Origin of the sequence: Waddlia chondrophila WSU 86-1044, assembly GCF_000092785.1 — a bacterium.
Taxonomy (GTDB): domain Bacteria; phylum Chlamydiota; class Chlamydiia; order Chlamydiales; family Waddliaceae; genus Waddlia; species Waddlia chondrophila.
This window is the reverse complement of record NC_014225.1, coordinates 827,555-850,410: the sequence shown is the minus strand read 5'-3', so window position 1 is coordinate 850,410 and position 22,856 is coordinate 827,555. Positions and strand designations below refer to the sequence as shown.

At 43.4% G+C, this 22,856-nt stretch carries 24 protein-coding genes; 14 read left to right on the top strand and 10 right to left on the bottom strand.

Going from position 1 to position 22,856, the window contains the following annotated elements; translation table 11 throughout:
* Both WCW_RS03750 and WCW_RS03745 read left to right on the top strand, forming a co-directional pair.
* Complete coding sequence (locus WCW_RS03750) at positions 1 to 777, top strand: hypothetical protein (RefSeq protein WP_013181863.1); 777 nt, start codon at positions 1 to 3, stop codon at positions 775 to 777.
* A gap of 3 nt (positions 778 to 780) precedes the next feature.
* The gene (locus WCW_RS03745; protein ID WP_013181862.1) at positions 781 to 1,905 is read left to right on the top strand and encodes a hypothetical protein; all 1,125 of its coding nucleotides are present in this window, start codon (positions 781 to 783) and stop codon (positions 1,903 to 1,905) included.
* A gap of 60 nt (positions 1,906 to 1,965) precedes the next feature.
* Here the strand turns inward: WCW_RS03745 and WCW_RS03740 are convergent, their stop codons facing one another.
* The 5 genes from WCW_RS03740 to WCW_RS03720 form a co-directional block, all read right to left on the bottom strand.
* Positions 1,966 to 2,856 carry a hypothetical protein gene (locus tag WCW_RS03740; RefSeq protein WP_143876346.1) on the bottom strand — a complete coding sequence of 297 codons (891 nt, stop codon included), beginning with the start codon at positions 2,854 to 2,856 and terminating at the stop codon, positions 1,966 to 1,968.
* A gap of 191 nt (positions 2,857 to 3,047) precedes the next feature.
* On the bottom strand, positions 3,048 to 3,458 hold the full coding sequence (locus WCW_RS03735) for a thiol-disulfide oxidoreductase DCC family protein (RefSeq protein ID WP_013181860.1): 411 nt from the start codon (positions 3,456 to 3,458) through the stop codon (positions 3,048 to 3,050).
* Positions 3,433 to 5,220 carry a DNA primase gene (gene dnaG / locus WCW_RS03730; RefSeq protein ID WP_013181859.1) on the bottom strand — a complete coding sequence of 596 codons (1,788 nt, stop codon included), beginning with the start codon at positions 5,218 to 5,220 and terminating at the stop codon, positions 3,433 to 3,435. Before dnaG ends, WCW_RS03735 begins: the two co-directional genes overlap by 26 nt.
* Positions 5,221 to 5,241: 21 nt before the next feature.
* On the bottom strand, positions 5,242 to 6,159 hold the full coding sequence (locus WCW_RS03725) for a HEAT repeat domain-containing protein (protein ID WP_013181858.1): 918 nt from the start codon (positions 6,157 to 6,159) through the stop codon (positions 5,242 to 5,244).
* Positions 6,156 to 6,407 carry a hypothetical protein gene (locus WCW_RS03720; RefSeq protein ID WP_041941503.1) on the bottom strand — a complete coding sequence of 84 codons (252 nt, stop codon included), beginning with the start codon at positions 6,405 to 6,407 and terminating at the stop codon, positions 6,156 to 6,158. The genes WCW_RS03725 and WCW_RS03720 overlap by 4 nt, the downstream gene beginning before the upstream one ends.
* 106 nt (positions 6,408 to 6,513) lie before the next feature.
* Between WCW_RS03720 and recD2 the strand changes: the two genes are divergently transcribed.
* The 3 genes from recD2 to WCW_RS03705 all read left to right on the top strand — a co-directional run bounded on the left by recD2 (position 6,514) and on the right by WCW_RS03705 (position 10,520).
* Complete coding sequence (gene recD2, locus WCW_RS03715; protein WP_013181857.1) at positions 6,514 to 8,688, top strand: SF1B family DNA helicase RecD2; 2,175 nt, start codon at positions 6,514 to 6,516, stop codon at positions 8,686 to 8,688.
* Positions 8,689 to 9,708: a phospholipase D-like domain-containing protein gene (locus tag WCW_RS03710; protein ID WP_013181856.1), complete on the top strand. Its 1,020-nt coding sequence runs from the start codon at positions 8,689 to 8,691 to the stop codon at positions 9,706 to 9,708.
* An 83-nt stretch (positions 9,709 to 9,791) separates the two neighbouring features.
* On the top strand, positions 9,792 to 10,520 hold the full coding sequence (locus WCW_RS03705) for a hypothetical protein (protein ID WP_013181855.1): 729 nt from the start codon (positions 9,792 to 9,794) through the stop codon (positions 10,518 to 10,520).
* 21 nt (positions 10,521 to 10,541) lie between these two features.
* Here WCW_RS03705 and WCW_RS03700 read toward each other — a convergent pair whose 3' ends face one another.
* Both WCW_RS03700 and WCW_RS03695 read right to left on the bottom strand, forming a co-directional pair.
* Complete coding sequence (locus WCW_RS03700; protein WP_013181854.1) at positions 10,542 to 10,910, bottom strand: DUF423 domain-containing protein; 369 nt, start codon at positions 10,908 to 10,910, stop codon at positions 10,542 to 10,544.
* A gap of 9 nt (positions 10,911 to 10,919) precedes the next feature.
* Positions 10,920 to 12,434, bottom strand: a complete 1,515-nt coding sequence (locus WCW_RS03695; RefSeq protein ID WP_013181853.1) for a serine hydrolase — start codon at positions 12,432 to 12,434, stop codon at positions 10,920 to 10,922.
* Positions 12,435 to 12,784: 350 nt separating this feature from the next.
* Here WCW_RS03695 and WCW_RS03690 point away from each other — a divergent pair, with 350 nt between their 5' ends.
* Genes WCW_RS03690 through WCW_RS03675 form a run of 4 tightly spaced genes read left to right on the top strand, consistent with a single transcriptional unit; the run spans position 12,785 to position 16,175 of the window.
* Positions 12,785 to 13,471 (top strand): 4-hydroxy-tetrahydrodipicolinate reductase, encoded by a 687-nt coding sequence (locus WCW_RS03690; protein WP_227738830.1) that lies wholly within the window; start codon positions 12,785 to 12,787, stop codon positions 13,469 to 13,471.
* Positions 13,459 to 14,337 carry a 4-hydroxy-tetrahydrodipicolinate synthase gene (gene dapA, locus WCW_RS03685; protein ID WP_013181850.1) on the top strand — a complete coding sequence of 293 codons (879 nt, stop codon included), beginning with the start codon at positions 13,459 to 13,461 and terminating at the stop codon, positions 14,335 to 14,337. Before WCW_RS03690 ends, dapA begins: the two co-directional genes overlap by 13 nt.
* Positions 14,330 to 15,523 (top strand): LL-diaminopimelate aminotransferase, encoded by a 1,194-nt coding sequence (locus tag WCW_RS03680; RefSeq protein ID WP_013181849.1) that lies wholly within the window; start codon positions 14,330 to 14,332, stop codon positions 15,521 to 15,523. Before dapA ends, WCW_RS03680 begins: the two co-directional genes overlap by 8 nt.
* Positions 15,516 to 16,175: a Dph6-related ATP pyrophosphatase gene (locus WCW_RS03675; protein WP_013181848.1), complete on the top strand. Its 660-nt coding sequence runs from the start codon at positions 15,516 to 15,518 to the stop codon at positions 16,173 to 16,175. The genes WCW_RS03680 and WCW_RS03675 overlap by 8 nt, the downstream gene beginning before the upstream one ends.
* Here the strand turns inward: WCW_RS03675 and WCW_RS03670 are convergent.
* On the bottom strand, positions 16,121 to 17,101 hold the full coding sequence (locus tag WCW_RS03670) for a glucokinase (RefSeq protein WP_013181847.1): 981 nt from the start codon (positions 17,099 to 17,101) through the stop codon (positions 16,121 to 16,123). The two genes, WCW_RS03675 and WCW_RS03670, sit on opposite strands and share 55 nt — an antisense overlap.
* A gap of 191 nt (positions 17,102 to 17,292) precedes the next feature.
* Here WCW_RS03670 and WCW_RS03665 point away from each other — a divergent pair, with 191 nt between their 5' ends.
* From WCW_RS03665 to truA, 5 genes are read left to right on the top strand one after another with little or no spacing between them, the layout of a single operon-like run.
* A complete protein-coding gene (locus tag WCW_RS03665) occupies positions 17,293 to 18,804 on the top strand; it encodes an alkaline phosphatase D family protein (RefSeq protein ID WP_162268182.1) in 1,512 nt (503 codons plus the stop codon).
* A gap of 49 nt (positions 18,805 to 18,853) precedes the next feature.
* Positions 18,854 to 19,318, top strand: a complete 465-nt coding sequence (locus WCW_RS03660) for a hypothetical protein (protein WP_013181845.1) — start codon at positions 18,854 to 18,856, stop codon at positions 19,316 to 19,318.
* Positions 19,319 to 19,334: 16 nt separating this feature from the next.
* Positions 19,335 to 19,919 (top strand): MarC family protein, encoded by a 585-nt coding sequence (locus WCW_RS03655; RefSeq protein ID WP_013181844.1) that lies wholly within the window; start codon positions 19,335 to 19,337, stop codon positions 19,917 to 19,919.
* A 10-nt stretch (positions 19,920 to 19,929) separates the two neighbouring features.
* Positions 19,930 to 20,517, top strand: a complete 588-nt coding sequence (locus tag WCW_RS03650; RefSeq protein ID WP_013181843.1) for a MarC family protein — start codon at positions 19,930 to 19,932, stop codon at positions 20,515 to 20,517.
* On the top strand, positions 20,501 to 21,265 hold the full coding sequence (gene truA / locus WCW_RS03645) for a tRNA pseudouridine(38-40) synthase TruA (protein WP_013181842.1): 765 nt from the start codon (positions 20,501 to 20,503) through the stop codon (positions 21,263 to 21,265). Before WCW_RS03650 ends, truA begins: the two co-directional genes overlap by 17 nt.
* On the opposite strand, the gene WCW_RS09690 is transcribed toward truA, so the two are convergent.
* Both WCW_RS09690 and WCW_RS03635 read right to left on the bottom strand, forming a co-directional pair.
* A complete protein-coding gene (locus WCW_RS09690) occupies positions 21,227 to 22,423 on the bottom strand; it encodes a DUF368 domain-containing protein (RefSeq protein WP_013181841.1) in 1,197 nt (398 codons plus the stop codon). The two genes, truA and WCW_RS09690, sit on opposite strands and share 39 nt — an antisense overlap.
* Positions 22,424 to 22,831 (bottom strand): helix-turn-helix domain-containing protein, encoded by a 408-nt coding sequence (locus WCW_RS03635; RefSeq protein ID WP_013181840.1) that lies wholly within the window; start codon positions 22,829 to 22,831, stop codon positions 22,424 to 22,426.
* Positions 22,832 to 22,856 lie beyond the last annotated feature (25 nt).

Here is a 22,856-nt window from a genome sequence, read left to right as displayed (position 1 = left end):
ATGCTAACGAAACGTTTATTTCTTTTGATCTTTCTCCTTTTTACAGTACCTGTGGAATCTGTAAGAATCTCCGGTCCCCATTTTTTTTCCTTAGGCCCGGAAGCTTATTATTTAAAACGAAATAAAAAAGGAGGGACTTGGCAAGACGGGTGGCTGTTTGGAGTGCGTGGGGGCTATGAAAAGCTTAACAGCAAAGGTCTCTATCTTTCTGTTGACGGCTACTGGGTCACCGGAGAGCTTGAGGGCAATTCCAAAGCGGGAAATCCATTGAAGTCAGAGGTTACAGAATATGAGATTGAAGGAAGGATCGGCGCTTCCTACAGTTTTCCTAAAAGCTGCTGCATCACATGGGTTCCTTACCTTGGTTACGGATATTTCACCAGCCATAACGATTTTGTGAAACCGACTCCGCTGATTTACAACTCCAAGAGTACTTTTTACTACCTTGCCGGAGGAGGCATGGTTCTTCTTTCTATTGGAGACTGTTGGAATGCCGGCTTTCATTTTAAATATAAATTGCCTGAAGAGCCCAAATGCACGATTAAAAATGATCCGGATTATGGAACCGTCGTTTTAAACCTGGGAGTAAAATCGCAATATGAAATTGAGCTTCCCATCCGTTACCGCTGTTGCTGGATGGGGAAAAAACTAGGATTCATGCTCGCCCCTTTTTATCGTTACAGGCATTATGGACATCAAGCAAATTACCCTGCCGACTATATTGATACCAAGTTCCACATCTGGGGAGGACACTTTCAGATTCAAATGGTTCTATAGCTTATGCAAGTGCGGATTCACAACAAAGAAACAATTGACAAAGTTTGCTGGCCGGAAACAGATAATGGCAAGCTGGCCAGACAGTTTCTTGTTCCGATGATTAAAGAGGGAACAAGACGATATTTTAAGAACGTCGAGACAGAACTAAGATTATTGGAGATAGATAAAATCTTTCTTCCAATTACCATCAATGACAATGTGGCGCCAAATGCCTACGTCTGCTCTACCTATACACACTATGTCAGCTATGCTCTTGAAGAGATTGAGAGGGTTAAAAATCGATGGCTGCAAAAACTTGCCAAACCAGTGATCCGCCTATTTGGCGCCTTTCTAAAAACAGGCAAAGTGGATAAAACTGTTTTTGTCAACAATTGGCTGCTTCCAACAAATCTTTATCCTTCGCTGACTCAGGATCAGCTTTCAAGAATTACAAAAGCTTTAGTTAATCATTTTCCCAAACATACCATTGCATTTCGTTCCGTCAATGACCATGCTCCCGGAGGATTGAAAAATCATCTTCGATCATTGAACTACGACTTTCTTTTGTGTCGGGACATCTACTATACAGACACCCAGTCCCCAGAGCCATTCAAAGCGCGCATGACCAAAAGCGACCTAAAACTTTTAAACAATACAGAATACTCGATTGTTGAGAACGACAAGATCCCCGAATTCTCTTTGGAGAGGATAGCCTCTCTTTACCAAATGCTCAACATCGATAAATATTCCGCCTGCAATCCGCAGTACACCTCTGAATTATTGAACCTTATGCGTTCTATCTCCGGATTTAATCTCAAAGCCTGGATGAAAGATCATGAAGTGCATGCAGTGCTTGGTTATTACACCCAGGACGGCATCGTGACTTCTCCATTATTCGGATACGATACCTCTTTGCCTCAGGAAACGGGGTTGTATAGGCAGATTTCTGCAGCTCTTTTGAAAGACGCAAAAAACAATGCGCATTTTCTACACCAAAGCTCCGGAGCCGGTCATTACAAGCTGCTGAGGAAGGCTGTAAAAGATCTTGAATACACGGCTGTGTATATCAAGCACCTTCCAAAGGCAAGGCAGCTTCCTTGGAAAGCACTATTAGTGGGAATGAATAAGTTGGGGAAAAATTTTTTATAGGTTGATGATACGCTCTAAAGCGATCCCTTTAAAAGGGATCGCTTATCAGAAGATCGAAATCTAAAATAGTTTAACCGCTTTCAGTTGATCCCAAAAATGCTCAACTTGCATGCGGGCTTTTTCGCAAGTTGTCTCGATGTTTTCCATCTTTGACTCCAACGTTTTCATCTGATTCTCATTCATCAAAAACTGAGTTTTGTACCCTTTGCGAGCCTTTGGCGTTTTCGCATAGCGGTTAATAATCGTTTGATTATTTCTCAAGAGTTTCTGAGCTTCTTCAATCTGCTTTTTCAAAGCTTTCACTTGAGTTTTAATCTGGGCATTCCCATGCAGACTAATTTTATTCAAACGGCTGAACCACTTTGTTTTGTAACGGTTAAAATGCGTGTTAAGCGCACCGATTTTTCTCTTAATAGAAGCATCTATTTTCCATTGGATTTTTTGAGTCTTAGCTTTTTTGATGTCAGCGTTTAATGTTTTATTCAACTGACTGAGTTCATGATGCAATGGAGTAAAAAGAGAAGCAAAATGCTTCATCAGCGCTTGTACATCCTTATTCACTTGAGAGCGGATGAAAATTGCCAGTTTCCCCACCTGCCCTTTGACATTAGCCGGAAGATTCGCTACACCTCGAAGAGCAGGCGTTAAAGCTTTTAAATGTTTGGCTGTCGTAGGATTAAATGCATGATTTTTTCTTAATTCACGCTGAAGAGCTGAGTGAATCGCATACAGCCTTTTGTAAATAGGGTCTTTTGTGGAAAAATTCTTCTTATGCTGATCTATAAAAGATCCAAGATTGCTGACAAATGTCTTGATTCGTGGAATAAAAATCGGTTTAGCGGCCGGTGTCAACGCTTTTTTTGTCTTCGCATGCTTTTTAGCAACGGCACGTTTTAAAGGTTTTCTTACCGCTTTTTTTGGTGTTTTTCTTACTACTTGTCTAAGCATCATTCTCCTCCTTTTCGAATTCTCGAAATTATGTGCTTCTAATTTCTTTATTTAACGTATTTTGATTTGATTTCAAAATATTTTTTATATTATTTTTAATGCAAATCGCTTAGACTTTGTTTTTTGCCACTTCAAATCAAAATAATGATGATTAGAGTTTTTTTTAGATTTATTTATAACTAAGAATAAGAAACTTAAGGAAGAAATCGTTCTTTTTCGAAGGATTTGGGAAGGCGGCAGGAGTTTTTTGAAAATAATTTGCGGCGATTTTTAGCGACCAAGCGGTATCCCCAATCGTACAGGAAGGGAGGTAAAAAAGAGATCCATCCCAACAATACCCACCAACCTCCAAGCAGCCAAGCAACCTTGAGTGCGCCTCTCCCATACATCCACAAACTGGAATCGCGCTGTTGGAAATTTTCGATTAAAATGAGGCTGTCTGCTTGCTTAATCTCGTTTGGGATCTCTTTGAGCACTTTATCAGCAGTCTTTCCATCCAACGGGGCAAATAAAAACAGCCCTCTTCGATCCGCTTTCAAAACATGCTGAACGAGGTGGTCGCACATTCCGCATTTGCCGTCATAAAACAGGAGATGCTGTGCCATGATTGACCTCAGGTTTACTTCTCTTTAACTCATCAAATGTTTTCAGTAAAGATAAAGCCTCTTCATCACTAAGCTGACCACTGTGAATACGGCGGCGGATCTCTTCCCGCTTTTCCATCCAGTTACGGTCAAGGATTCGTTGGATAGATTGCGCGAATTGCTCTTTTCCTTTTTCTCTATTAACTTTTCGGCTCATCAACTCAGCAACGAGTTCCTGATCTTCCTCAGTTTGAATAAGAGAAAGCAAGTCGCTAGGAAGATGATTATGCAAACTTGTTAGATACGTTTGGTACAGCCTCCGACACCCTTCGTGCCGAAGATCTCCTGGGTGAAGATTGAATTGGGCAATTTCGACAAATTCCTGACTTCCGACAACGATGAGCCATCTGAGAAAATCCAGCTCAAGGATTTTCTCAGGATCTACCTCTTCAAAGCCGACGCTTGCAGATTTTCGGATTAAAGTGTTGGGCAGATACTCTTGCCCAACTCCCAAATACTCTTCCGGAACCTGAAGCAGCCGGGCAAGTTTGCGCAAGCTCTCATGCACCATGACCGGGTCTTCCCACTTTCTCAATTGCTCTGAGACATGTTTGACAAGATGATTTTTTCCTGCAGGAGTATCAATTGCAATCCCTCTAGACAAATGGCCAACCAAAAACTCAAGATACCCCTGCCCTTTCTCCATCAACTTCTGAAACGCTTCTGGCCCCTTCTCCATGAGAAAGGTATCAGGATCGGTTCCTCCAGGCAAAGAGACAATGCGCACTTCAATCCCTCGCATTTGAAACAGATCGCCCACTTTTGCCGCAGCTTCCCTGCCGGCGTCATCTGAATCAAAGGCAAGATAAATCAAATTGACCCCCATTCCTGCTAATTCAGCAGCATGTTCAATGCCAAATGCAGTCCCTTGTGCAGCGACAACAAAATTGAAGCCTTCATAAATGAGTCTGAGGGCATCGATCTGTCCTTCCACAATGATGACCCGTCTCTCTTTTACGATGCGGCGGCGGCAGTGGTTCAATCCAAAAAGCACACGCGACTTTTTGAAAAGAGGGGTTTCCGGAGTGTTTACATACTTCCCGCCAAAAGTTTCTTCTCGGTATTTCCGAGCAGAAAATCCAATCACTGATCCGGATGGATGGTAAATAGGAAATGTGATCCGATCGGAAAAAAATTCACGCGTCTTGCCAGAATCTGAGCGGGTAAGCAATCCGCACCCGCGCATCACATCATCGCCGATTTTTTTTTCATGCAACACCTTGTGCAACATCCCTGAAACCTTTGGCGCAAGCCCTAGACGAAACTGCTTGATGAATTCCAAACAAACACCTCGGGAATAGAGATAGTGCAAAGCTTCATGCCCTTCCGGAGTATGAAGGAGAATAAAATGGAAAAAGCAGGAAGCGATCTCCATTGCTTCCTTCATTGCCGCTTTGCTCGGCCCTGTGTATTGGTCTTTCGCCTCTACGCAATCAAGATGGACATGGAAACGCTCTGCAAGGCTTTCAACAGATTCTTGAAACCCAAGATTCAAATAGGTCATCAAGAATTTGATCGCATCTCCATGCTCTCCACAGCCAAAGCAGTGGTAGTGGCGCTCTCCCTTCTGCACAATAAAAGAGGGGGTTTTCTCATCATGAAATGGGCATAACCCTTTATACGCCGAGCCCGAACGCTTCAACTCCATATGAGAAGAGAGAACGTCAATCAAATCAACCCGCGACCGCAGCCGTTCTAAACTTTCTTGGGTAAATAAACGCATAAGAGACTATTTTGCCTCAACTTAGCCATTCTGTCTAAGCAAATTGTACAGCCTGGCAGTTTTAACAGCCTCCAATTTGGACATGTTAGGATCCTGCCTTTCCATCGACTCTTCATAATAGGAACGCAAATAAGGAGCTGCAGCTTGCTTATCGATAAAAACCATTACCTCAACAATCTCAATCTGCAAGCTTAAATCGTTTGTTCTTAAATCTTTAGATAATTTTTCAACCATTTTAGAGCTGCCGATGCTTTTGAGGCTTTTTACTAACCGCCTTTTAGAAATGCTATCATTGGAATCCTGAAACCACTGATAAATAGCATCTTGAACCTCACCTTCTCCAAGATCAGCCAGTGTTTCTGCAATCCACACCCTTTCCAAAGGATCTTTTGCTTGTTGTCCATAGCTAATCAGGGGCTTCACCGATTCAATTCTTCCTTGCGCAGCGATGGCAGCCAATATCCGTTCTTTTTGGGAACGGGAGCGGGCTGAACCATAGGCGGTCAAAAGAACTTTGGCAGCTTCGGGATGGTCAATTCGGCTCAGAGCAGAAAAAGCTTCTGCCTGTTCAAGGTTTTTTGCGATCAGAGGGACATACTGCCGATCTCCGCTTTCTCCCAATGCTTGAATCACTTTCCGACGAACAACGCTATCCGATTCGTTTTGGTAAAATGTGCTTAAACCGTAATATCCCTCTTCGGAATCCAATTTTTTCAAAGACTCGATAATCACCAGTTTATTTTCTCTGACCGTCTCTTCTTGCAATTGACGAAGAAGCAAACCGACAACGCCGGGATCTTTGCTCATTCCCAAAAGATAAGCAGCATTGCCCCTTTCCGCATTGATTCCTGAGGAGAGCTGCAAAATCAGCCTTTGGTCGCTGGCATTGACAAAAGCGCATGCCAGAAGTGAAAAAAAGAAAATAAGAGCGGCTCTCACCGCCTCATCTCTTCTCTAAAAGAATTCTCCATCTTCCCGGGCCAAGAAGCATCTATATCGCGCCAGCAACAACGACGGCGATTTCTGCACCGCTTGCGGCAGCGGTACGAAACTTCATCAGATTCGCACTCTTCTTCAGGAATGCAGAGTCCTTCTTCTTCGCCCCCGCTTTCGCCTATTTCATACTCCTCGCTAAAGAGAGGAATTGAAAAAATCAAACTGGCCAAGAGCAAAAACCTGACAATCATGATCTTACCTCAAAAGGTTCTCTTTATCTCTTATTTAAAAGAAGGAGGAATTAATAGCCAAGAAGAATTCATCCTGATACTCTTACCATTTTGCGCAGTCGGAAATATGGATCAGATCAAAGGATACATCGAACGGATCACTTTTCAAAGCCGGGAAAATGGGTATACCGTCGTCAAAATGCAGCAGCCAGGCCAGTCCGATCTGACCTGTGTCGTCGGATTTATGCCTTCTGTTCAACCGGGTGAAACAATCAGCTGTACGGGAAGTTGGAAAAAGCATCCAGCACACGGACTGCAATTCGAAGCCAAAGAGTACAGGACAGAAGCTCCTGCCGATCTAAACGGCGTCAAAAAATATCTGGGTTCCGGCCTGATCAAAGGGATCGGTCCCGTTTATGCTGAGAGAATCGTCAGTACATTCGGCACGGAAACACTGGACGTGATCGACTTAGAGCCCGAGCGTCTGCTGGAAGTACCGGGGCTTGGAGAAAAACGGGTTGACATGATCCGTCAATGCTGGGAAGAGCAAAAATCTGTCAGAGATGTCATGATCTTTTTGCAAGCCCATAACGTCAGCCCTGTCTATGCCCAAAAAATCTTCCGCGTCTATGGAAAAAAATGTATTCAAGTGGTCTCCGAGGCCCCCTATTCGCTTGCCAAAGACATCCATGGAATCGGATTTAAAACTGCAGACAAAATTGCGGAAAAAATCGGGATCGAAAAAAATTCCCCACAAAGAATTGAAGCAGGCATTCTCTATGTTCTTTCTGAGCTATCCAATGACGGCCATGTCTGTTTTCCCCGCGATCCATTCATCGAAGAAGCAGCGAAAATACTAGAAGTGGACAGCTCTCTCATCATAAAAAACATCGAAAATCTGCAAGAAGAGAGCATCGTGATCCAGGAACAGGTGCATCATGGCGCGCTGCAAACGTTTTTATGGCTGAAACCTCTTTATATTGCTGAAAAAGGAATCGCCAAGGAGCTTCTCAGAGTCATGCAAGGCGCCTCTCATTTAAGACGTATCGATGGGGAAAAAGCTTTAGAATGGGTTCAGGAAAAGCTTTCAATCACTCTTGCAGACAATCAAAAAACCGCTGTTTTTCTGGCGCTTTCCGAAAAAGCGCAGATCATCACAGGAGGCCCAGGAACAGGTAAAAGCACAATCACAAATGCGATCCTAACCATTTCATCCAAATTATCCGACAAAATCCTTTTAGCAGCGCCCACCGGGCGGGCAGCCAAGCGGATGAGCGAAATCACGGGTAAAAAAGCACAAACAATCCACAGCCTTCTAGAATTTGATTTCCGCGCCGGAGGCTTCAAAAGAAACGGAAAAAATCCGCTCGACTGCGATCTTCTGATTATCGATGAAGCAAGCATGATCGACACCCTTCTCATGTACAGCTTGCTAAAAGCTGTTCCGGACCACTCCCGTTTGATCTTCGTTGGAGATATCGACCAGCTGCCCAGCGTGGGCCCAGGAAATGTACTCAAGGACATGATCGCCTCCCGCACGCTTGCGGTTACCCAACTCAACCAAATTTTCAGACAAGCTTCCGGATCCAGGATTGTCACCAATGCCCACAGGATCAACAAAGGAATTTTTCCCGAACTTTACAACGGAAAGGAGAGCGACTTCTTTTTTATTGCCGAAGAAGATAAAGACGCACTACTCAATCAAATCCTAACCCTGGCAGCGCAACGCGTTCCCAGAACTTATCACTTCGACCCTTTTACAGACATTCAAGTGCTGGCTCCAATGAAAAAAGGAGTCATTGGAACAGACAACCTCAATCATCTTTTGCAAGAAACATTAAATCCTAGCCAAAACCACATTTACAAATACGGGCGCCGCTTTGCTAAAGGAGACAAAGTGATGCAGACCCGAAACAACTATGACAAAAAAGTCTATAACGGAGATGTCGGTAGAATAGAAAAAATCGATGAAACAGATCAGAAAGTTTATGTAAAAATGGAAGATCTGCTGATCTCTTACGATTTTGCCGATCTTGATGAACTGGTCCTTGCCTACGCCGTTTCTGTGCATAAGTACCAGGGAAGCGAGTGTCCCTGCATCATCATGCCCGTGCATACTTCCCACTTCAAACTCCTGCACCGCAATCTCTTATATACAGGAGTTACAAGAGGAAAAAAGCTAGTCATCCTTGCAGGAACAAAAAAAGCGCTGGCGATAGCCATCCACAACGACGAAGTGAAAAGCCGATATACAGGCCTTTTGGCCTCTCTTTTGGAAAAACACAACCCTGCGTTAGATTAAATGAGTAAAATTTTCAAAACGCTAACTGTTGCCCTTATTGCTTTCGTTTTCAGTTTTCTTGGATACACGCTCACTCATGCCTCTCTTCCGTCGTCTGGCTCTCCAATTAAGTTGTATGCAACAGAAACCCATCACGACTTGCAAATCACTTTTACGCAGGCAATCGAAGAGGCAAAAACATCCATTCACCTCATGATTTACAGCCTTAGAGACAAGAAGGTGATCAACTCTTTACGCCGAGCAGCAGGCAGAGGAGTGGATATCCAAATCATCTGCGATCGCAACGCCTCTTCGCACCTGGCATCCAAAATCGGTAAAAATGTGCATGTTTTCTATCACAACGATAAAGGACTGATGCATCAAAAAATTCTCATCGTTGATCAACACACCATCTTGTGCGGATCTGCAAACCTGACTACAGCGTCGTTAAAGATGCACGGCAACCTAGTAACGGGGATCTATTCACCAAAATTGGCCGCCCACCTTCTCATAAAATTCAACACCATGAAGAAAGAAGGACGTGTCGAAAAGGCGCCTCAATTCAACACTGTCATCAATGGTCAAAATCTCGAATTTTGGTTTCTCCCCGATCACCCCGAAGGCGTTGAAAAAATTAAACAGCTCATCCGGTCTGCTGAAAAAAGCATTAGAATTGCGATGTTTACCTGGACGCGATACGATCTTGCCGATGCCGTGATTGCAGCCAAAAAGCGCGGAGTCCATGTAGAGGTTGTTCTTGATAGAAACGCCTCGAGTGGAGTGAGTAAACGGATAGCAGAAAAACTGCTTAAAGGAGGTATTCCCGTAAAAGTCAATCAAGGACCGGAGCTGCTGCACCACAAATTCCTTCTCATTGATCATCAAACGCTGTTGAACGGATCCGCAAATTGGACAAAAGCAGCCTTTACCATTAATGACGACTTTTTTATGATCATTACCCCTCTAAAACCCTCTCAACAAAAAGTTCTGGAAGAAATGTGGGACGAAATCCTGCTCCACTCAACAAATTTATCGGTTTAAAACCCATTCTTAATTTTATCTTAAATTTCGTCTGCCAACATCCCTATTTAAATTTTTAACCAACCAATAAGAGATGTTAAGTAATGAAAACCAAACAATTCTTAAATGTTTTTTTAGGCCTTGCTCTTTTTTCAATGCCTTTGTCTGCTGATGAAGTCGAAACGGAAGAGCGCATTCCTGTCGGCGACAGGGCTGTCGTCCGCGCGGAACAAGTCAAAATGTATGAAGACCGCCTCGTTCAGATGGAAGAAGCAGACGAAGAAGAGTCGCAAGATGAGGAAGCCAACGCTAAAAAAATCGTTAAAAAAGATTTTCTGCAAGCAACCTATGTCACCACTCATGAAGGCGCGTTTCATTTTCCCATCGCTGTTTCATTTTTGGGAGATACAGTTGAACTTGAAGACGGCTCCATTTGGAAAGTTTGTTCAAATGACGCCTATAAAACTTTAAACTGGTTGACAAGCGATATGATTATTATCGTTCCAAACGACAGCATCTTTTCTTCTCATGATTACAAGCTGGTCAATCTGAATACAGGTGCGAAAGTTAAAGTGAATCTTTATCTTGGGCCTATCTATAACGGTGCTTACACCCATTGGATCGTTGCTATCGACTACCTATTCCGCGAGATTTATCTTGAAGATGGCTCCATTTGGAAAATGTCTAGTTTTGATCAATCGATCGTCAATACATGGCTTCCAAATGACACCGTCATCATTGGGATCAACGACGGATTTTTCTCCGGGACGAATCCTAATATTCTTATCAACGTCAACATGAATAACTATTCAATCGGCACTTGCCTCTACTAGTCTAAAGTATGCTTGCCCTGCTTAACCGCGGGGCAGGCTTCCTATCATAAATAATCCCCATCCCAATAGAAATAACACTCCTCCGATAGGAGTGATCGCACCAAAAGCTTTAATGCCCGAAAGCGCAAGCGCATACAAACTCCCCGAAAACAGCAAAATGCCGAATAAAAAAGATGCCCCTGCATAATTTAGGTAGGAATTCGCATAATGCAAAGTCAAAATTCCCAAAAGGCAAAGGGCCAAACTATGGTAAATTTGGTAACGGACTCCGACTTCAAAAATTGCAAGCATCTCTTGAGAGAGCCTGCTTTTGAGATAGTGTGCGCCAAAAGCTCCTAAAGCGACACCTAATCCGGATAGAAATGTTCCCGAAACAAGCAAAAGATTCATCATCTACTCCTATTCTTTAACCGGTAAAAAGACCCCTAGCCCATGATTATTCAGATAATCCACAACGACACGCTTAAGGCTGCCGTCGGAAGAAAACTCAAACACTACCTTAGTCTCGCCCACACTGTTTTCCCCTTTAGTCTCCATCATAAAGGCATCTTTATTATAGTGTTTCAAAGGGAAGCGGTACGACTTAGGCCCTATGACTAAAACTAACCGATCCTCTTCGCTAACGATGCGCATTCCCCCGTAAAACTCATTGTAATAATCCCCTGCATAACGTTCCAGCTCAATATGGGGAACATACATTTGAGGAGCCTTATAAAAACGGTGTTCATCGCCCATAACTTTGATAAATTTTTCGTTCATGATCGGAAGCCAATCTTTCTCTATCTTGCCGGTATAGATCAAATCCATAAAGCTCTGGGTAACTGCTTCCGGCAGGGCATGCGGGTAGGAATTAGTCAGAACTGCAATTCCTACCTTCAACTCAGGAATAAGAACAACCTGGCTTCGAATCCCTAGAGAAAACGCTCCAGAGTGATCTAAGACCTTATTTCCAAAACGGTTATATTTAATCCCCCAGCCCAGTCCATAAAAATTGATGGTGTCATCCAAAAGATCGACAGCAGAGACAATATAAGGCATTTGCGATTCAAGCAGAACAGTTTCCGGCACTAGCCTGTAGCTCTTATATGTTCCACCATTTAGACTGAAGATCATCCACTTTGCGAAGTCTTTGACCGACATGCTTGCTCCTCCGGCAGGTGCTTGAGGATCCGGATTCCTGACATGCTTCAGAATGGGAATATCTTCTTTAACCTGATGAGCAACTGCCTTGTTCACAGCATTTTGATAATCCAAGTAACGGAAACTTGCATGTTTCATTCTCAGCGGGGCAAACAGCTTTTGATTCGCAAGCGTATTCCAATGAGTATTAAAAAAATTGGCTACGGCATACGCAGCTTCAGAAAATCCAAAATTCGTGTAAGCGTAGCTTGCACGGAAAGGGTTGAGGCGAGGAATAAACCTCAACTGATGAATGATCGTTTTGCCATCATATCCAAGATCTTCTAATAGATCGCCGGCATGTTCATACAATCCGCTGCGATGACTTAGAAGGTCGGCTACAGTGACATGTTGAGTCACCCATGCATCAGACAGCCTAAATGAAGGGTCTAGCGAAATAACGGGACTATTCCAACGCACCCGGCCTTCTGCAACAACTGCCGCAAGGACTGATGAGGTGATCGGCTTGGAAAGAGAGGCCAATTGGAAAACCGTATCGTTATCGACAGGGTCCATTTTTCCCCACTCCCTCACTCCATACCCTTTAAGGAGAAGCACCTCGCCATTGTAAACGACAGCGACTGCAGCTCCAGGCACAGAAAGCCGATCCATGCTTTCGATCACTAATCGGTCAATCTGATCAATGGCTTTTTGAACATGTTGGCGAGACACATGTTCCAGAGATGTCAAAGTGTTAAAAAAAAGGACGAATAACAAAAAAATAGATCTTTCCATGACAACTGCATTGGTCGGTGATAACAAGCGAATCGATTATAGTAGACGATGCGTCTAAATACAAGAGCAGGATTCAGAGCGTGTAGGCGATTTAAATGTGAACATCTTGCAGCACAACAACGAAAGATTATTAAAATAAGTTTATTTTTATTTAATAAAAATATAAAATATCTTATTAATTTTAATAAATAATGGATAATAATATGAATAACATAATACTAAGAGATTTTCAACCAATCAATATACCGTTTATTATTAGAAAAATTAAAATAAAGAAAGGAAAATATTTTTGATCCTTTTTCCAAATTTGAATATTGACGACACACTCTTAATCAACTATGATCTGTGGCATGTTGAAGATAGCACTCATTGGATATGGCAAAATGGGCAAGATGGTCGAGCAAATAGCGGTCAAGCGCAGCCATGAGATCGTTGCAATCATCGATCCTAAAACTGAAGATCGGGAAACCGTCCAAAACTCTCTGAAGAAAGCAGATGTCTGCATTGAATTCACCCAGCCAAACGCTGTCCTCGGCAACATCCGCACGGCCCTAAGCCTTGGCAAAAACATTGTCGTAGGAACGACCGGCTGGAACGACGCTCTCAAAAATGTCGAAAAGTGGGTTGCTGAATCCGGTACAGGATTGTTCTATGCATCCAACTTTTCTCTTGGGGTCAACCTCTTTTTAAAAACAGTGGAAAAGGCCGCCGACCTGTTTCTGAATACAGGAAATTACAATGTCGCAGGAGTAGAGATCCATCATCAACAAAAACTTGATTCCCCTTCAGGCACGGCAATTGCCATCCAGCAGACGATTGCACGTACAGGAGGAAAATCTCCAAGTTTCTCAAGCGTTCGCTGCGGCTCTGTCCCAGGCACCCATACAGTCTACTTCGATAGCCCTTCAGATACGATAACATTGACCCACCAAGCCCGCAACAGAGAAGATTTTGCATTAGGCGCTGTTTCGGCCGCAGAATGGATGCAAGGTAAAACGGGAATTTACACAATGGAAGATATGCTATGCCTCGCCTAGATGGACTAAAAGGAGTGTATACCGCGATTGTCACCCCTTTCAAAAAAGACAAGACTCTGGATGAAGAGGGGCTGAGAAACAATATTCAATTCCAAATCAGCCAAGGAGTCGAAGGGATTGCTGCACTTGGCACAACAGGAGAAGCGCCTACCCTTTCCGAACAGGAAAAGGTAAGAATTCTGCAGATCGCAAAAGAAGAGTGCGCAGGTCGAATCCATCTAATGGCAGGAACAGGCAGCTACTCAACCGAACAAACCATTCGCATGAGCAAGCTCGCGGAAGAGTTGGGTGCTGATAGCTGCCTAGTGATTACTCCTTATTACAACAGGCCAAATCAGAAAGGCATTTACCATCACTTCAAGGCGGTCGCAGAATCCGTGCACATCCCGATGATCCTTTACCACCATCCAGGCAGGTCCGGATGCCGCATCACAACAGAGACACTTCTCAAACTGTCGGGCATCCCCAACATTGCCGGAATCAAGGACGCTTCCGGAGATCTCGCAACCCAGACTTGCTGGCTGGAAAAAGTCGCCCCTTCTTTCAGCGTTTTAAGCGGAGATGATCCTCTAACACTTCCCATGCTCTCCATCGGAGCCTCAGGGGTCATTTCGGTAACAAGCAATCTTTCCCCTAAAAAAATGATCAATCTGGTTTCTGCCGCACTTCAAGGCGACTTTCAAACTGCCCGCGAGATCCACTATCAACTTCTTCCTCTTATGCAAGCGCTCTCTATCGATTCAAACCCGATTCCTGTCAAAGCAGCCATGAACCTGATCAATATGGCAGCAGGACCTTGCCGGCTTCCCTTAACGCCTTTAGAAGAACACCACGTAAAATTCATTAAAGAAATCGTTCATGGCTAAAATCAATCCTCATCTTGCTGCATTAAAATCAGGCTACCTATTTCCCGAGATTCAGAAAAAAAAAGAAGCGTTCCTAATCGAGGAACCTGGAGCCAAACTGATCAGCTTAGGGATTGGGGACACCACCTGCCCCATTGCTCCATCTGTCGTGGAACAGATCTCCTGCCAAGCTCATGCAATGGGCACTCCGGAGGGATATACAGGTTATGGCCCCGACCAAGGCTCCCCTGTTTTAAGACAAAAACTTTCTCAACGGATCTATCAAGAAATGATTGAACCGGAAGAGATTTTTATCTCGGACGGAGCTAAGTGCGACTGCGGGCGCTTGCTGCTTCTTTTCGGGCCGAACTCTACCGTTGCCGTTCAGGATCCGGTTTATCCCGTCTATGTGGACACGGCAACCATTTACGGACTGTCCCATTCCATTATCCGCATGCCCTGCACACCTAAGAATCATTTTTTTCCCTCTCCGATCAATGCAGACCTAATCTACCTCTGTTCACCAAATAATCCTACGGGCAGTGTAGCGACTAAAGAGCAATTAAAAGCTTATGTTGATTTTGCCAAAGCAAACAACTCCATCATCATCTTTGATGCAGCCTATTCCGCATTTATCAGGGACAATACACTCCCACGCTCCATTTATGAGATTGAAGGCAGCCGCGAAGTTGCCATTGAGGTGAATTCTTTTTCCAAGCTGGCTGGATTTACAGGCTTGCGCCTAGGGTGGACCGTCGTTCCAAAAGAGCTCAACTTTTCTAACGGCACTCCGGTCCATGCGGCATGGAGCAGAATTTCCTCCACTTTTTTCAATGGCGCTTCGAATATTGTCCAAAGCGCCGGCGTTGCAGTTTTGGAAAACGAAGGATGGGAACAAGTACAAAAGACAATCGATCACTATCTTGAAAATGCTCAACTGATTAAAGAAACTTTTGTCTCTCTTGGTTATCCCTGTTACGGCGGCAGCCACGCACCCTATGTATGGGTCGACTACTCCCCCAAAACTTCGTGGCAAGCATTTGATGAGCTGCTGAAGAAAACACATATCTTGGCCATTCCTGGCAGCGGATTCGGCAGCTGCGGCGAACATTTCGTCCGGTTCAGCGCCTTCGGTTCCAAAGAGACGGTACTCGAAGCGATGGCACGCCTTAGCCGCCAACACGTTTACTCAAAAAATCATGCTTGAAGCTTTTTGTTCTTGGAGTGGAGGGAAAGACTGCTGCATCTCCTTGTATCTTGCCCTTCAACAAGAGATCAGGGTATCGACTCTTTTCACCGTTATGATTCCGAAAATTAAACGTTCCCGTTCCCATGGTATAAGACAAGAAATTCTTGAAAAGCAAGCAGAGCTCATGGGATTGAAGTGGAAGTGCCGCTCTGCGAGCTGGGATGCTTATAAAACGGAGTTTCTGAATGGGTTGAAATTACTTGCTGGCCAAGGAATAAAAGCCGGCATTTTCGGCGATATCGATATCAACTCCCATCAGCAATGGAACATCGATGTCTGCTCCCATTATGGAGTGAAAGCGATCCACCCCATATGGAAACACGATCGAGAAAAAATCGTGGAAACATTTTTAAACAACGGATTTAAAGCGTACATCGTTTGTGTACGAAATGGACAATTGGATCCAAGCTTTGTTGGAAGAGAGTTCAGTGAAGAGACAATCGAAGACTTAAAAAAAGAAAAGATTGATCTATGCGGTGAAAACGGAGAATTTCACACTTTAGTTGTTGATGGTCCTTTATTTTTGCGGCCGCTTGACATTTCATTCGGCCCGCCTCAATTGCGCGAGGGAATGTGGGTTACCGATGTGTTCTCCGAATGCACGACTTGAGCAAAAGCGGCTCCCTTAAGACTTATCTCGTAATTTGTGATCAAATTGACAGGGATTTTTCGCAACAACTCTCTGAAAAGAGGCAGATGGTGCCGAGTAAACTCCTCCATAAATAAGCTGCCAAATACATCCTGGTTCGAGGCGCCGATTCCTCCAGCTAGATATACCCCTCCTTTAGCCAGCAACTCAATGGAAAAATTACGCGCAGCGCGGGCATAAAATTTCACAAACCACTTAAATGTTTCCTTGCACAACTCATGGTCATGCCGCTTTTCTGAAATTTCTTTTGCTGCCATGTTTCCAGGCTCATTGGGATATCGATGCTTTTGCAACGATTGATAAATACGCTCAATTCCACTGCCTGAAATCAAATTTTCCCAAGTCGCCTGCGGCAAATTCTCAACAAATATCCATTCCTCTTCCGATGCAACAGGAAAATCGGAGTGTCCACCCTCTGAAGAGACAGGAAGGTACGACTTCAATTCCTCATCGTACAACAATAAGCTTTTCCCAAGCCCTGTCCCTGCCCCCAAAGCACACTTCACCCCTTTCTTCTCGACTTCCCCTTCATTCAATACAATAAAATCGGAGGAATCCAACACATTGATTGCGTAACCAACGGCATCAAAGTCGTTGATCACTTTTACTTGTTTAAGCGGCGTATTCGCAAGGATTTCCCTAGCATCGACCACCAAGCTGGCATTTGTCATTTCAACCCGTTGATCTTTAACAACGCCTGCGACGGCAAAACAGGCAGAGGTCGGTTTTTCATCGCAAGTTTCTAAATAAGCATTAATCAGATCGGAAAAAGAGAGGTATTCCTGTGTAGAAAGATGGTCGATACAGTCGAGCTCAATCTGATTGCTGCACCTGGAAACGCATAAATTCGCGTTTGTTCCCCCGATATCTCCACATAAGCTTATCATGAATCCATCTCAACATTCGATTTTTGACACTTGCCTTAAAAAACAAAATTTACAATAAGAAACATTTAATAAAAAGCAAGATATTGTCAATGGGAATCAGCTCAGCTTTCTCTATTTTTCCAACCCCAATGCTTAAATGTACCCCGCTCATACGATTTTTAGGACAAGATCGAAATCATCGGGCGTGGAAAGTGAGCGTTCTTATTGTCTCCAATGTTAAAGATAAAAATAAATTGATTTGTCAAGAAACGAGTAAAATTCAATACGATTTTTTTAAAATTCACCATTTGGCTATTGAAAAATTTCAATTGATGATTGACTTACAAAAAAATAAGCGCTCAATTTCTTACAAAATTTATGATCGCGTATTTTCTTTTTCAGTTCCTGGAGAAAAAGACCCTCTTAAAATGGCTTTTTTCACTTGTAATGGTTTTCATCTGGAAGAAGATGAAGAAAAAATGGGCGGCATTATGCCGATGTGGGACCGTTATAGGTCGCAAGCTGACAAAGCAGACCTACTCGTATTTGGCGGAGATCAAGAGTATTTCGACTCCATTTTTAATCTGCCTTCGATCAAGGAATGGCTAGGTTTACCTTTGGAAGAGCGGATCGAGCATCTCTTCACAGAACAAATGGCAGAGGAAGTCGATCACTTTTATTTACAAAAATACCTTGCCAAATTTGCGACAGACACCAGTTTTGCCGAAACTTTAAGTTCTACTCCATCAGTGATGAACTGGGATGACCATGACATTTTTGACGGTTGGGGATCTTATTCTGAAAAGTTGCAGTCTTGCCCAGTCTTTCAAGGAATCTATGCAGCTGCTGAAAAATATTACCTCATTTTTCAACAACATGTCTTTCCAGGCACCTCTTTTACGGATAAGACTTTTATTGGCACAAGGAGTTTTTCCTCTCTTCATATAGTCGAAGATATCGCCATCTTGTCAGTCGACACACGCTCAAAAAGAACTCAAAAAGAAATTTTACCAGATGAAGCTTGGGAAGAAATTTTTCAGGCTTGCAAAAACATTTCTACAGAATGCCGACACTTGTTGGTCATCCTTCCGATTCCGATCATCTACCCTGATTTCGAGCCGCTTGCATCTTTTATCAACAAGGTCTCAAAAATCGCTTCAATTGCAAAAAACATCTTAGACTTTTTTAAATGCTCCTCATTGAAAAAGAAGATTTTTTCTCCTTGGGAAACTCTTGAAATTCAAGATGATCTAACCGACTACTGGAGAAATCAATACCATCGGGAAGAAAGGAGAGTCGTTATTGAGAGATTGCAGCAAATAGCAACTCAGATGAATATTCGAGTGACTTTTCTTTCTGGAGATATTCATTTGGGAGGAATGGGAGAAATTTTTGACCCAAAAGCTCTCTCTAAAGAAAAAGATCCTTTGTACATGGCTCAAATTATCTCATCTCCTATGGGAAATGCCCCCACCGGAAAATTTAGCGCATTTTTTCTTTCCTACCTCAACAACCAAACAGAATTTTTTAATGAAAAGGCTCAAGCAAAGCTCGTTTCTATAAAGCGGATCGACCAAGATAAGGAAAAAATTCTTCTATCAAAACGCAATTGGGCGCAACTCACTTACGACCCTTCATCGCATGATATCAAGGTGGAACTTTGTGTTGAATCCAAGAAAAGTTGGATAAAAGTCTATTCTACCGTTGTGCCTATTCTGAAATGATCGGTATAACCTTTACAAATTTGCATTGCATAGATAAAATCTTTTCCAAATGAGCAACATTACCTTTATTTTTTTAAAAACTTCTTTAAATAAGGTGACTTCTTTTATTTATGAAACACCTTTAAGCATTGTCGCTACAGGTGTTGCCGGCATTGCTTTCTCCATTTTTTCCTTCAACCTTGCCACTCCCTTGCTTGCTCTTACGTGCGCTGTAACCCTAACGAGAATGATTGTTAAAGTCCTTGAAAAAAGTGATCTTGATTTGTTTGTCCAATTCAACGAAAAAATGGATGAAAATGATTCCAAATACAGAAATCTTTACTATATGGCGTACACAGCAACCATCCTTGTCAGCATAGTGCTCCCTGCCCTGGGAATCGTTCTGGGAATTGGAATAGGAACCTATAAAGGATTGATTGTGCAAATCCAAATACAAAAAATCAAACAGGATACCCGGGAACAAGAAGTTCGCTTCAACCTTTTCTCTCCATCCTCCTGGCCAGCTGGTTTTTAATCCAAGAGAGGCATCTATGTCTATTTTCAATATTGCTTTGACTTTATTCCTCGTAGCCAATCCTATCGGAAATTCCCCGGCAATCATTGCGTTAATCAAAGATTTCGATTTTGAACGCCAAAAGAAAATCATGTTCAGAGAATCTGTTTTTGCTTTGCTTCTTGCCATTTTTTTCCAATATCTAGGCGAACTATTTTTGAGCCAGCTTAACATTCAAAACTACACTGTCTCTTTATGCGGGGGAATTCTCCTTTTTCTAGTTGCCTTGAATATGATTTTTTCTCCAAACGCTGGAAGCACCATCCAGATAAAGAAAAAAGAGCCTTTAATTGTGCCCATTGCAACCCCATTGATTTCAGGCCCGGCTCTGCTGACCATCATCATGTTGTTCACTCAGAAGGAAAATCCGCTGACAATCACCATTGCAATCCTCATTGCCTGGATTGCCGTGGGGGGATTACTAATGTTTGCGCCGTATCTGCAAAAAATCCTGCACCGCCGAGGGCTGGGAGCATTAGAACAGTTAATGGGCATGATTCTTTCGATGATGGCAGTTGAAATGGTTGTTCAGGGGCTGGCCCTGTTCATCAAATCGTTATAAGGAACAGAATATGACAATTTTTTCAATCTCCTTGGTCCTTTTTCTCATTATGGATCCCATCGGCAATATCGCCAGTTTTTTGAGAATGGTAGAAGGGATCGACCCAAAGAAACAAAAGCTGATTCTGCTAAGGGAAATGTTGATAGCCCTTTTAGCCATGATCGTTTTCAACTATATCGGTGAAGGGATCTACAGTTTATTGCAAATTTCCGACCCCGCTGTCAAGCTCTCTTCCGGAGTGATTTTATTCATTATTTCGGTACAAATCCTGTTCCCGAATTCAACCGGATTGCGAGAAAACTTGCCGAAAGAGGAGCCATTTATTATCCCATTGGCGATTCCCCTAATTGCCGGCCCTTCCCTGCTTGCCACCATCATGCTTTACGCCCACATGGAACAAAGTCTGTTTGTGATGCTGGCCTCTATCCTATGCGCCTGGATGGCAGCTCTGATCGTGATGCTTGCTTCCAAGCCTCTCTACAAAGCTTTAGGGGAAAATGGCCTGATGGCTTGCGAAAAACTGATGGGCATGGTGCTGGTCCTCATCGCTATTCAACGTTTTCTTGACGGTATCAGGCAATATGTCGCAACATTTTAACTTTCTTCTGACCATCGCTTATGATGGCACTCCTTTCTTGGGATGGCAAGAAACAAAAGAAGGGCCTAGCATCGAAGGGGAATTAAAAAAAGCCTTAAGAATCATCTTAAAAGAGGAAATCAAGCTAAACGGAGCAAGCCGCACGGACGCAGGGGTACACGCACTCGGGCAACTTGCAAATTTTCACACAACTAAAAAGCCGCACTTATTTACCCTGCTTAAGTCAATCAATGCTCTGCTGCCTGGTGAAATTAAAGTCACTGCAATCGAAGAAGTTGAGGCCTCTTTCCACGCGACTTTGAATAATACCGGCAAACAGTACCGCTACCGCCTCTCTTTTGGCCCTGTGCAATTTCCACACGTGCGTCATAGGGAATGGCACATCCCTGGAAAACTTGATATCGAAGCGATGAGGCTTGCAGCAAAATCTTTAGAAGGAACTCATGATTTTAAAGCCTTTTGCAATGTGAAAAAAAACGATACCTATGACTCGACAATACGAACCCTCAGCAAACTTTCCCTTGCAGAACTTGAAAATGACACCCTTGAAGTGATCATGGAGGGAAACCATTTCCTCTACAAAATGGCGCGGAACATCGTTGGAACGCTAGTCTATATCGGCAAAAAGAGAATTCAGCTGAATACGCTTAAAAAATTGGTGCTTAATGGCGATCGAACGCAGCTTGGACCAACTGCGCCTGCACATGGATTAACGCTTTTTCACGTTTTCAGACATCGTATAGATTAAGAAAACGATTCCAAGCCCAGCAACCATGAATATCGCCGACTTCCAGTACATCGCATCCCAGATGGAAGGTTGATAGAATCCTTCTGGAATAAGCTGAGGGCCATTTTTCAATTTTAATGGATCCAACCCCCAAGCATAAGTTCTGTAAGGCCACACAACGCGCAGCGACCCCACCATAAATCCAATTAAGACAGCAATCGTTAAATCGTGATCTTTTTTAAGAAACCAATCGATGGCACGAGAAAAAATCACCGCCCCTGCTCCAATTCCCAAAGAGAGGTTGATCAGTACAGTAAATGCTTCTCCATCCCATGTGAAAGCGGTCCATCCCTTGACAAGCTCTGCCAAAGCAGCAATGACAACGGGATAAGCTCCCAATATCATCAGGAGGAAGCTCCCCGATATTCCGGGCAGCAACATGGCAGAAACAGCAATGGCTCCACAAAAAAACAGCCAAGGATCAAACCAACTCTCTTCCCCTTTTTGCATCAAGTCGCCTAAACGCAATAGACGTTGAGAGCTTTGTTCAGCAACCATTGAATCGGAGTTCAAATACCCTTTCGCCCACATCGCTTCAAGAATTTGGGCATCAAGCCCCTTTAACAGCCCTGTTTCTTTATCATAATTGACAAGCTGTTTGTCTCCTTGATAGCCTAGTTTAAAAGGCAGTTTGACTTGATATGTCTGCTGATCTAAAAGAGGTTCGGATCGAAATCCTGTAAAAAACAGAGTTGAAGCAGCTCCCACTGCAAGTCCCCACCAAAGCCTCTTACTCCAACCCGGAACACGCCAGATGCAAATGACAATGGAAGAAAGAATCATCCCTAGAAATAGAGCGTAAAGGTAAGTGCGCCAGACAGGATCTCCTAGCATAAAATGGATAGCCCGAGAAAAAATAACGAGAGAAAACAAAATGCCCAAAAGAACCGTCAAAAGAAATTTCCAGCCAACTTTTTGATTGAATCGCTTAAAGTCTAGCCAAAACAGCGACAACGCATCAACCGTGCCGAAACTTTTAATAGAAACGATCAATTCTTCATAAATCCCGCAGATCAGTGCCATCGTTCCTCCGGATACACCGGGAACAAGATCGGCAGCCCCCATGCATGCTCCGTAAAAAAAGAGGCGGTACCAATCTTTGCCGGATTTTACCGTCATCTAAATGACCTCGAGGAATTTTGCCAAATACCAAGCAACTGCAGCAACGAAGACGAAAAGGATCGCCCAAATAATGTTGGGTAAGCTTTTAACATGCGCTCCAGGATTGCCTCTAGCTTCCAAGGTCCCGATCCCATAGGAAAATTCCTGGCTTTCAACACGGGAAAATGCTTCGGGATGCTTGCGAATGATCGCCTCGCCGTCTTCTCCCAAATAAGCGGCATACTGACGAATAAACCCTTGTGCATAAACCGGAGAGATGAGCTGCTTGAAATCCCCTTCTTCAATCGCCTGCAAGTAGTTCATTCGAATGGAAGTGGCATTCTCCACTTCTTTCAAAGAAAGATTGCGCTCTTTGCGTTTTTGTTTGAGCAGTTCCCCTAAACTCTTGACTTTTTCTGTCGTCATATAAACCTATTCGATATAAATCTCT

Bases quoted from the DNA above. Each gene is read 5' to 3' on its own strand.
- recD2 (WP_013181857.1), top strand. From the start codon at position 6,514: ATGGATCAGATCAAAGGATACATCGAACGGATCACTTTTCAAAGCCGG.
- WCW_RS03695 (WP_013181853.1), bottom strand. From the start codon at position 12,434: ATGGAAAGATCTATTTTTTTGTTATTCGTCCTTTTTTTTAACACTTTG.
- WCW_RS03700 (WP_013181854.1), bottom strand. From the start codon at position 10,910: ATGAATCTTTTGCTTGTTTCGGGAACATTTCTATCCGGATTAGGTGTC.
- dapA (WP_013181850.1), top strand. From the start codon at position 13,459: ATGCCTCGCCTAGATGGACTAAAAGGAGTGTATACCGCGATTGTCACC.
- dnaG (WP_013181859.1), bottom strand. From the start codon at position 5,220: ATGCGTTTATTTACCCAAGAAAGTTTAGAACGGCTGCGGTCGCGGGTT.
- WCW_RS03660 (WP_013181845.1), top strand. From the start codon at position 18,854: ATGAGCAACATTACCTTTATTTTTTTAAAAACTTCTTTAAATAAGGTG.
- WCW_RS03735 (WP_013181860.1), bottom strand. From the start codon at position 3,458: ATGGCACAGCATCTCCTGTTTTATGACGGCAAATGCGGAATGTGCGAC.
- WCW_RS03680 (WP_013181849.1), top strand. From the start codon at position 14,330: ATGGCTAAAATCAATCCTCATCTTGCTGCATTAAAATCAGGCTACCTA.
- WCW_RS09690 (WP_013181841.1), bottom strand. From the start codon at position 22,423: ATGACGGTAAAATCCGGCAAAGATTGGTACCGCCTCTTTTTTTACGGA.
- truA (WP_013181842.1), top strand. From the start codon at position 20,501: ATGTCGCAACATTTTAACTTTCTTCTGACCATCGCTTATGATGGCACT.
- WCW_RS03740 (WP_143876346.1), bottom strand. From the start codon at position 2,856: ATGATGCTTAGACAAGTAGTAAGAAAAACACCAAAAAAAGCGGTAAGA.
- WCW_RS03745 (WP_013181862.1), top strand. From the start codon at position 781: ATGCAAGTGCGGATTCACAACAAAGAAACAATTGACAAAGTTTGCTGG.
- WCW_RS03675 (WP_013181848.1), top strand. From the start codon at position 15,516: ATGCTTGAAGCTTTTTGTTCTTGGAGTGGAGGGAAAGACTGCTGCATC.
- WCW_RS03655 (WP_013181844.1), top strand. From the start codon at position 19,335: ATGTCTATTTTCAATATTGCTTTGACTTTATTCCTCGTAGCCAATCCT.
- WCW_RS03670 (WP_013181847.1), bottom strand. From the start codon at position 17,101: ATGATAAGCTTATGTGGAGATATCGGGGGAACAAACGCGAATTTATGC.
- WCW_RS03705 (WP_013181855.1), top strand. From the start codon at position 9,792: ATGAAAACCAAACAATTCTTAAATGTTTTTTTAGGCCTTGCTCTTTTT.
- WCW_RS03650 (WP_013181843.1), top strand. From the start codon at position 19,930: ATGACAATTTTTTCAATCTCCTTGGTCCTTTTTCTCATTATGGATCCC.
- WCW_RS03635 (WP_013181840.1), bottom strand. From the start codon at position 22,831: ATGACGACAGAAAAAGTCAAGAGTTTAGGGGAACTGCTCAAACAAAAA.
- WCW_RS03750 (WP_013181863.1), top strand. From the start codon at position 1: ATGCTAACGAAACGTTTATTTCTTTTGATCTTTCTCCTTTTTACAGTA.
- WCW_RS03720 (WP_041941503.1), bottom strand. From the start codon at position 6,407: ATGATTGTCAGGTTTTTGCTCTTGGCCAGTTTGATTTTTTCAATTCCT.
- WCW_RS03710 (WP_013181856.1), top strand. From the start codon at position 8,689: ATGAGTAAAATTTTCAAAACGCTAACTGTTGCCCTTATTGCTTTCGTT.
- WCW_RS03690 (WP_227738830.1), top strand. From the start codon at position 12,785: ATGTTGAAGATAGCACTCATTGGATATGGCAAAATGGGCAAGATGGTC.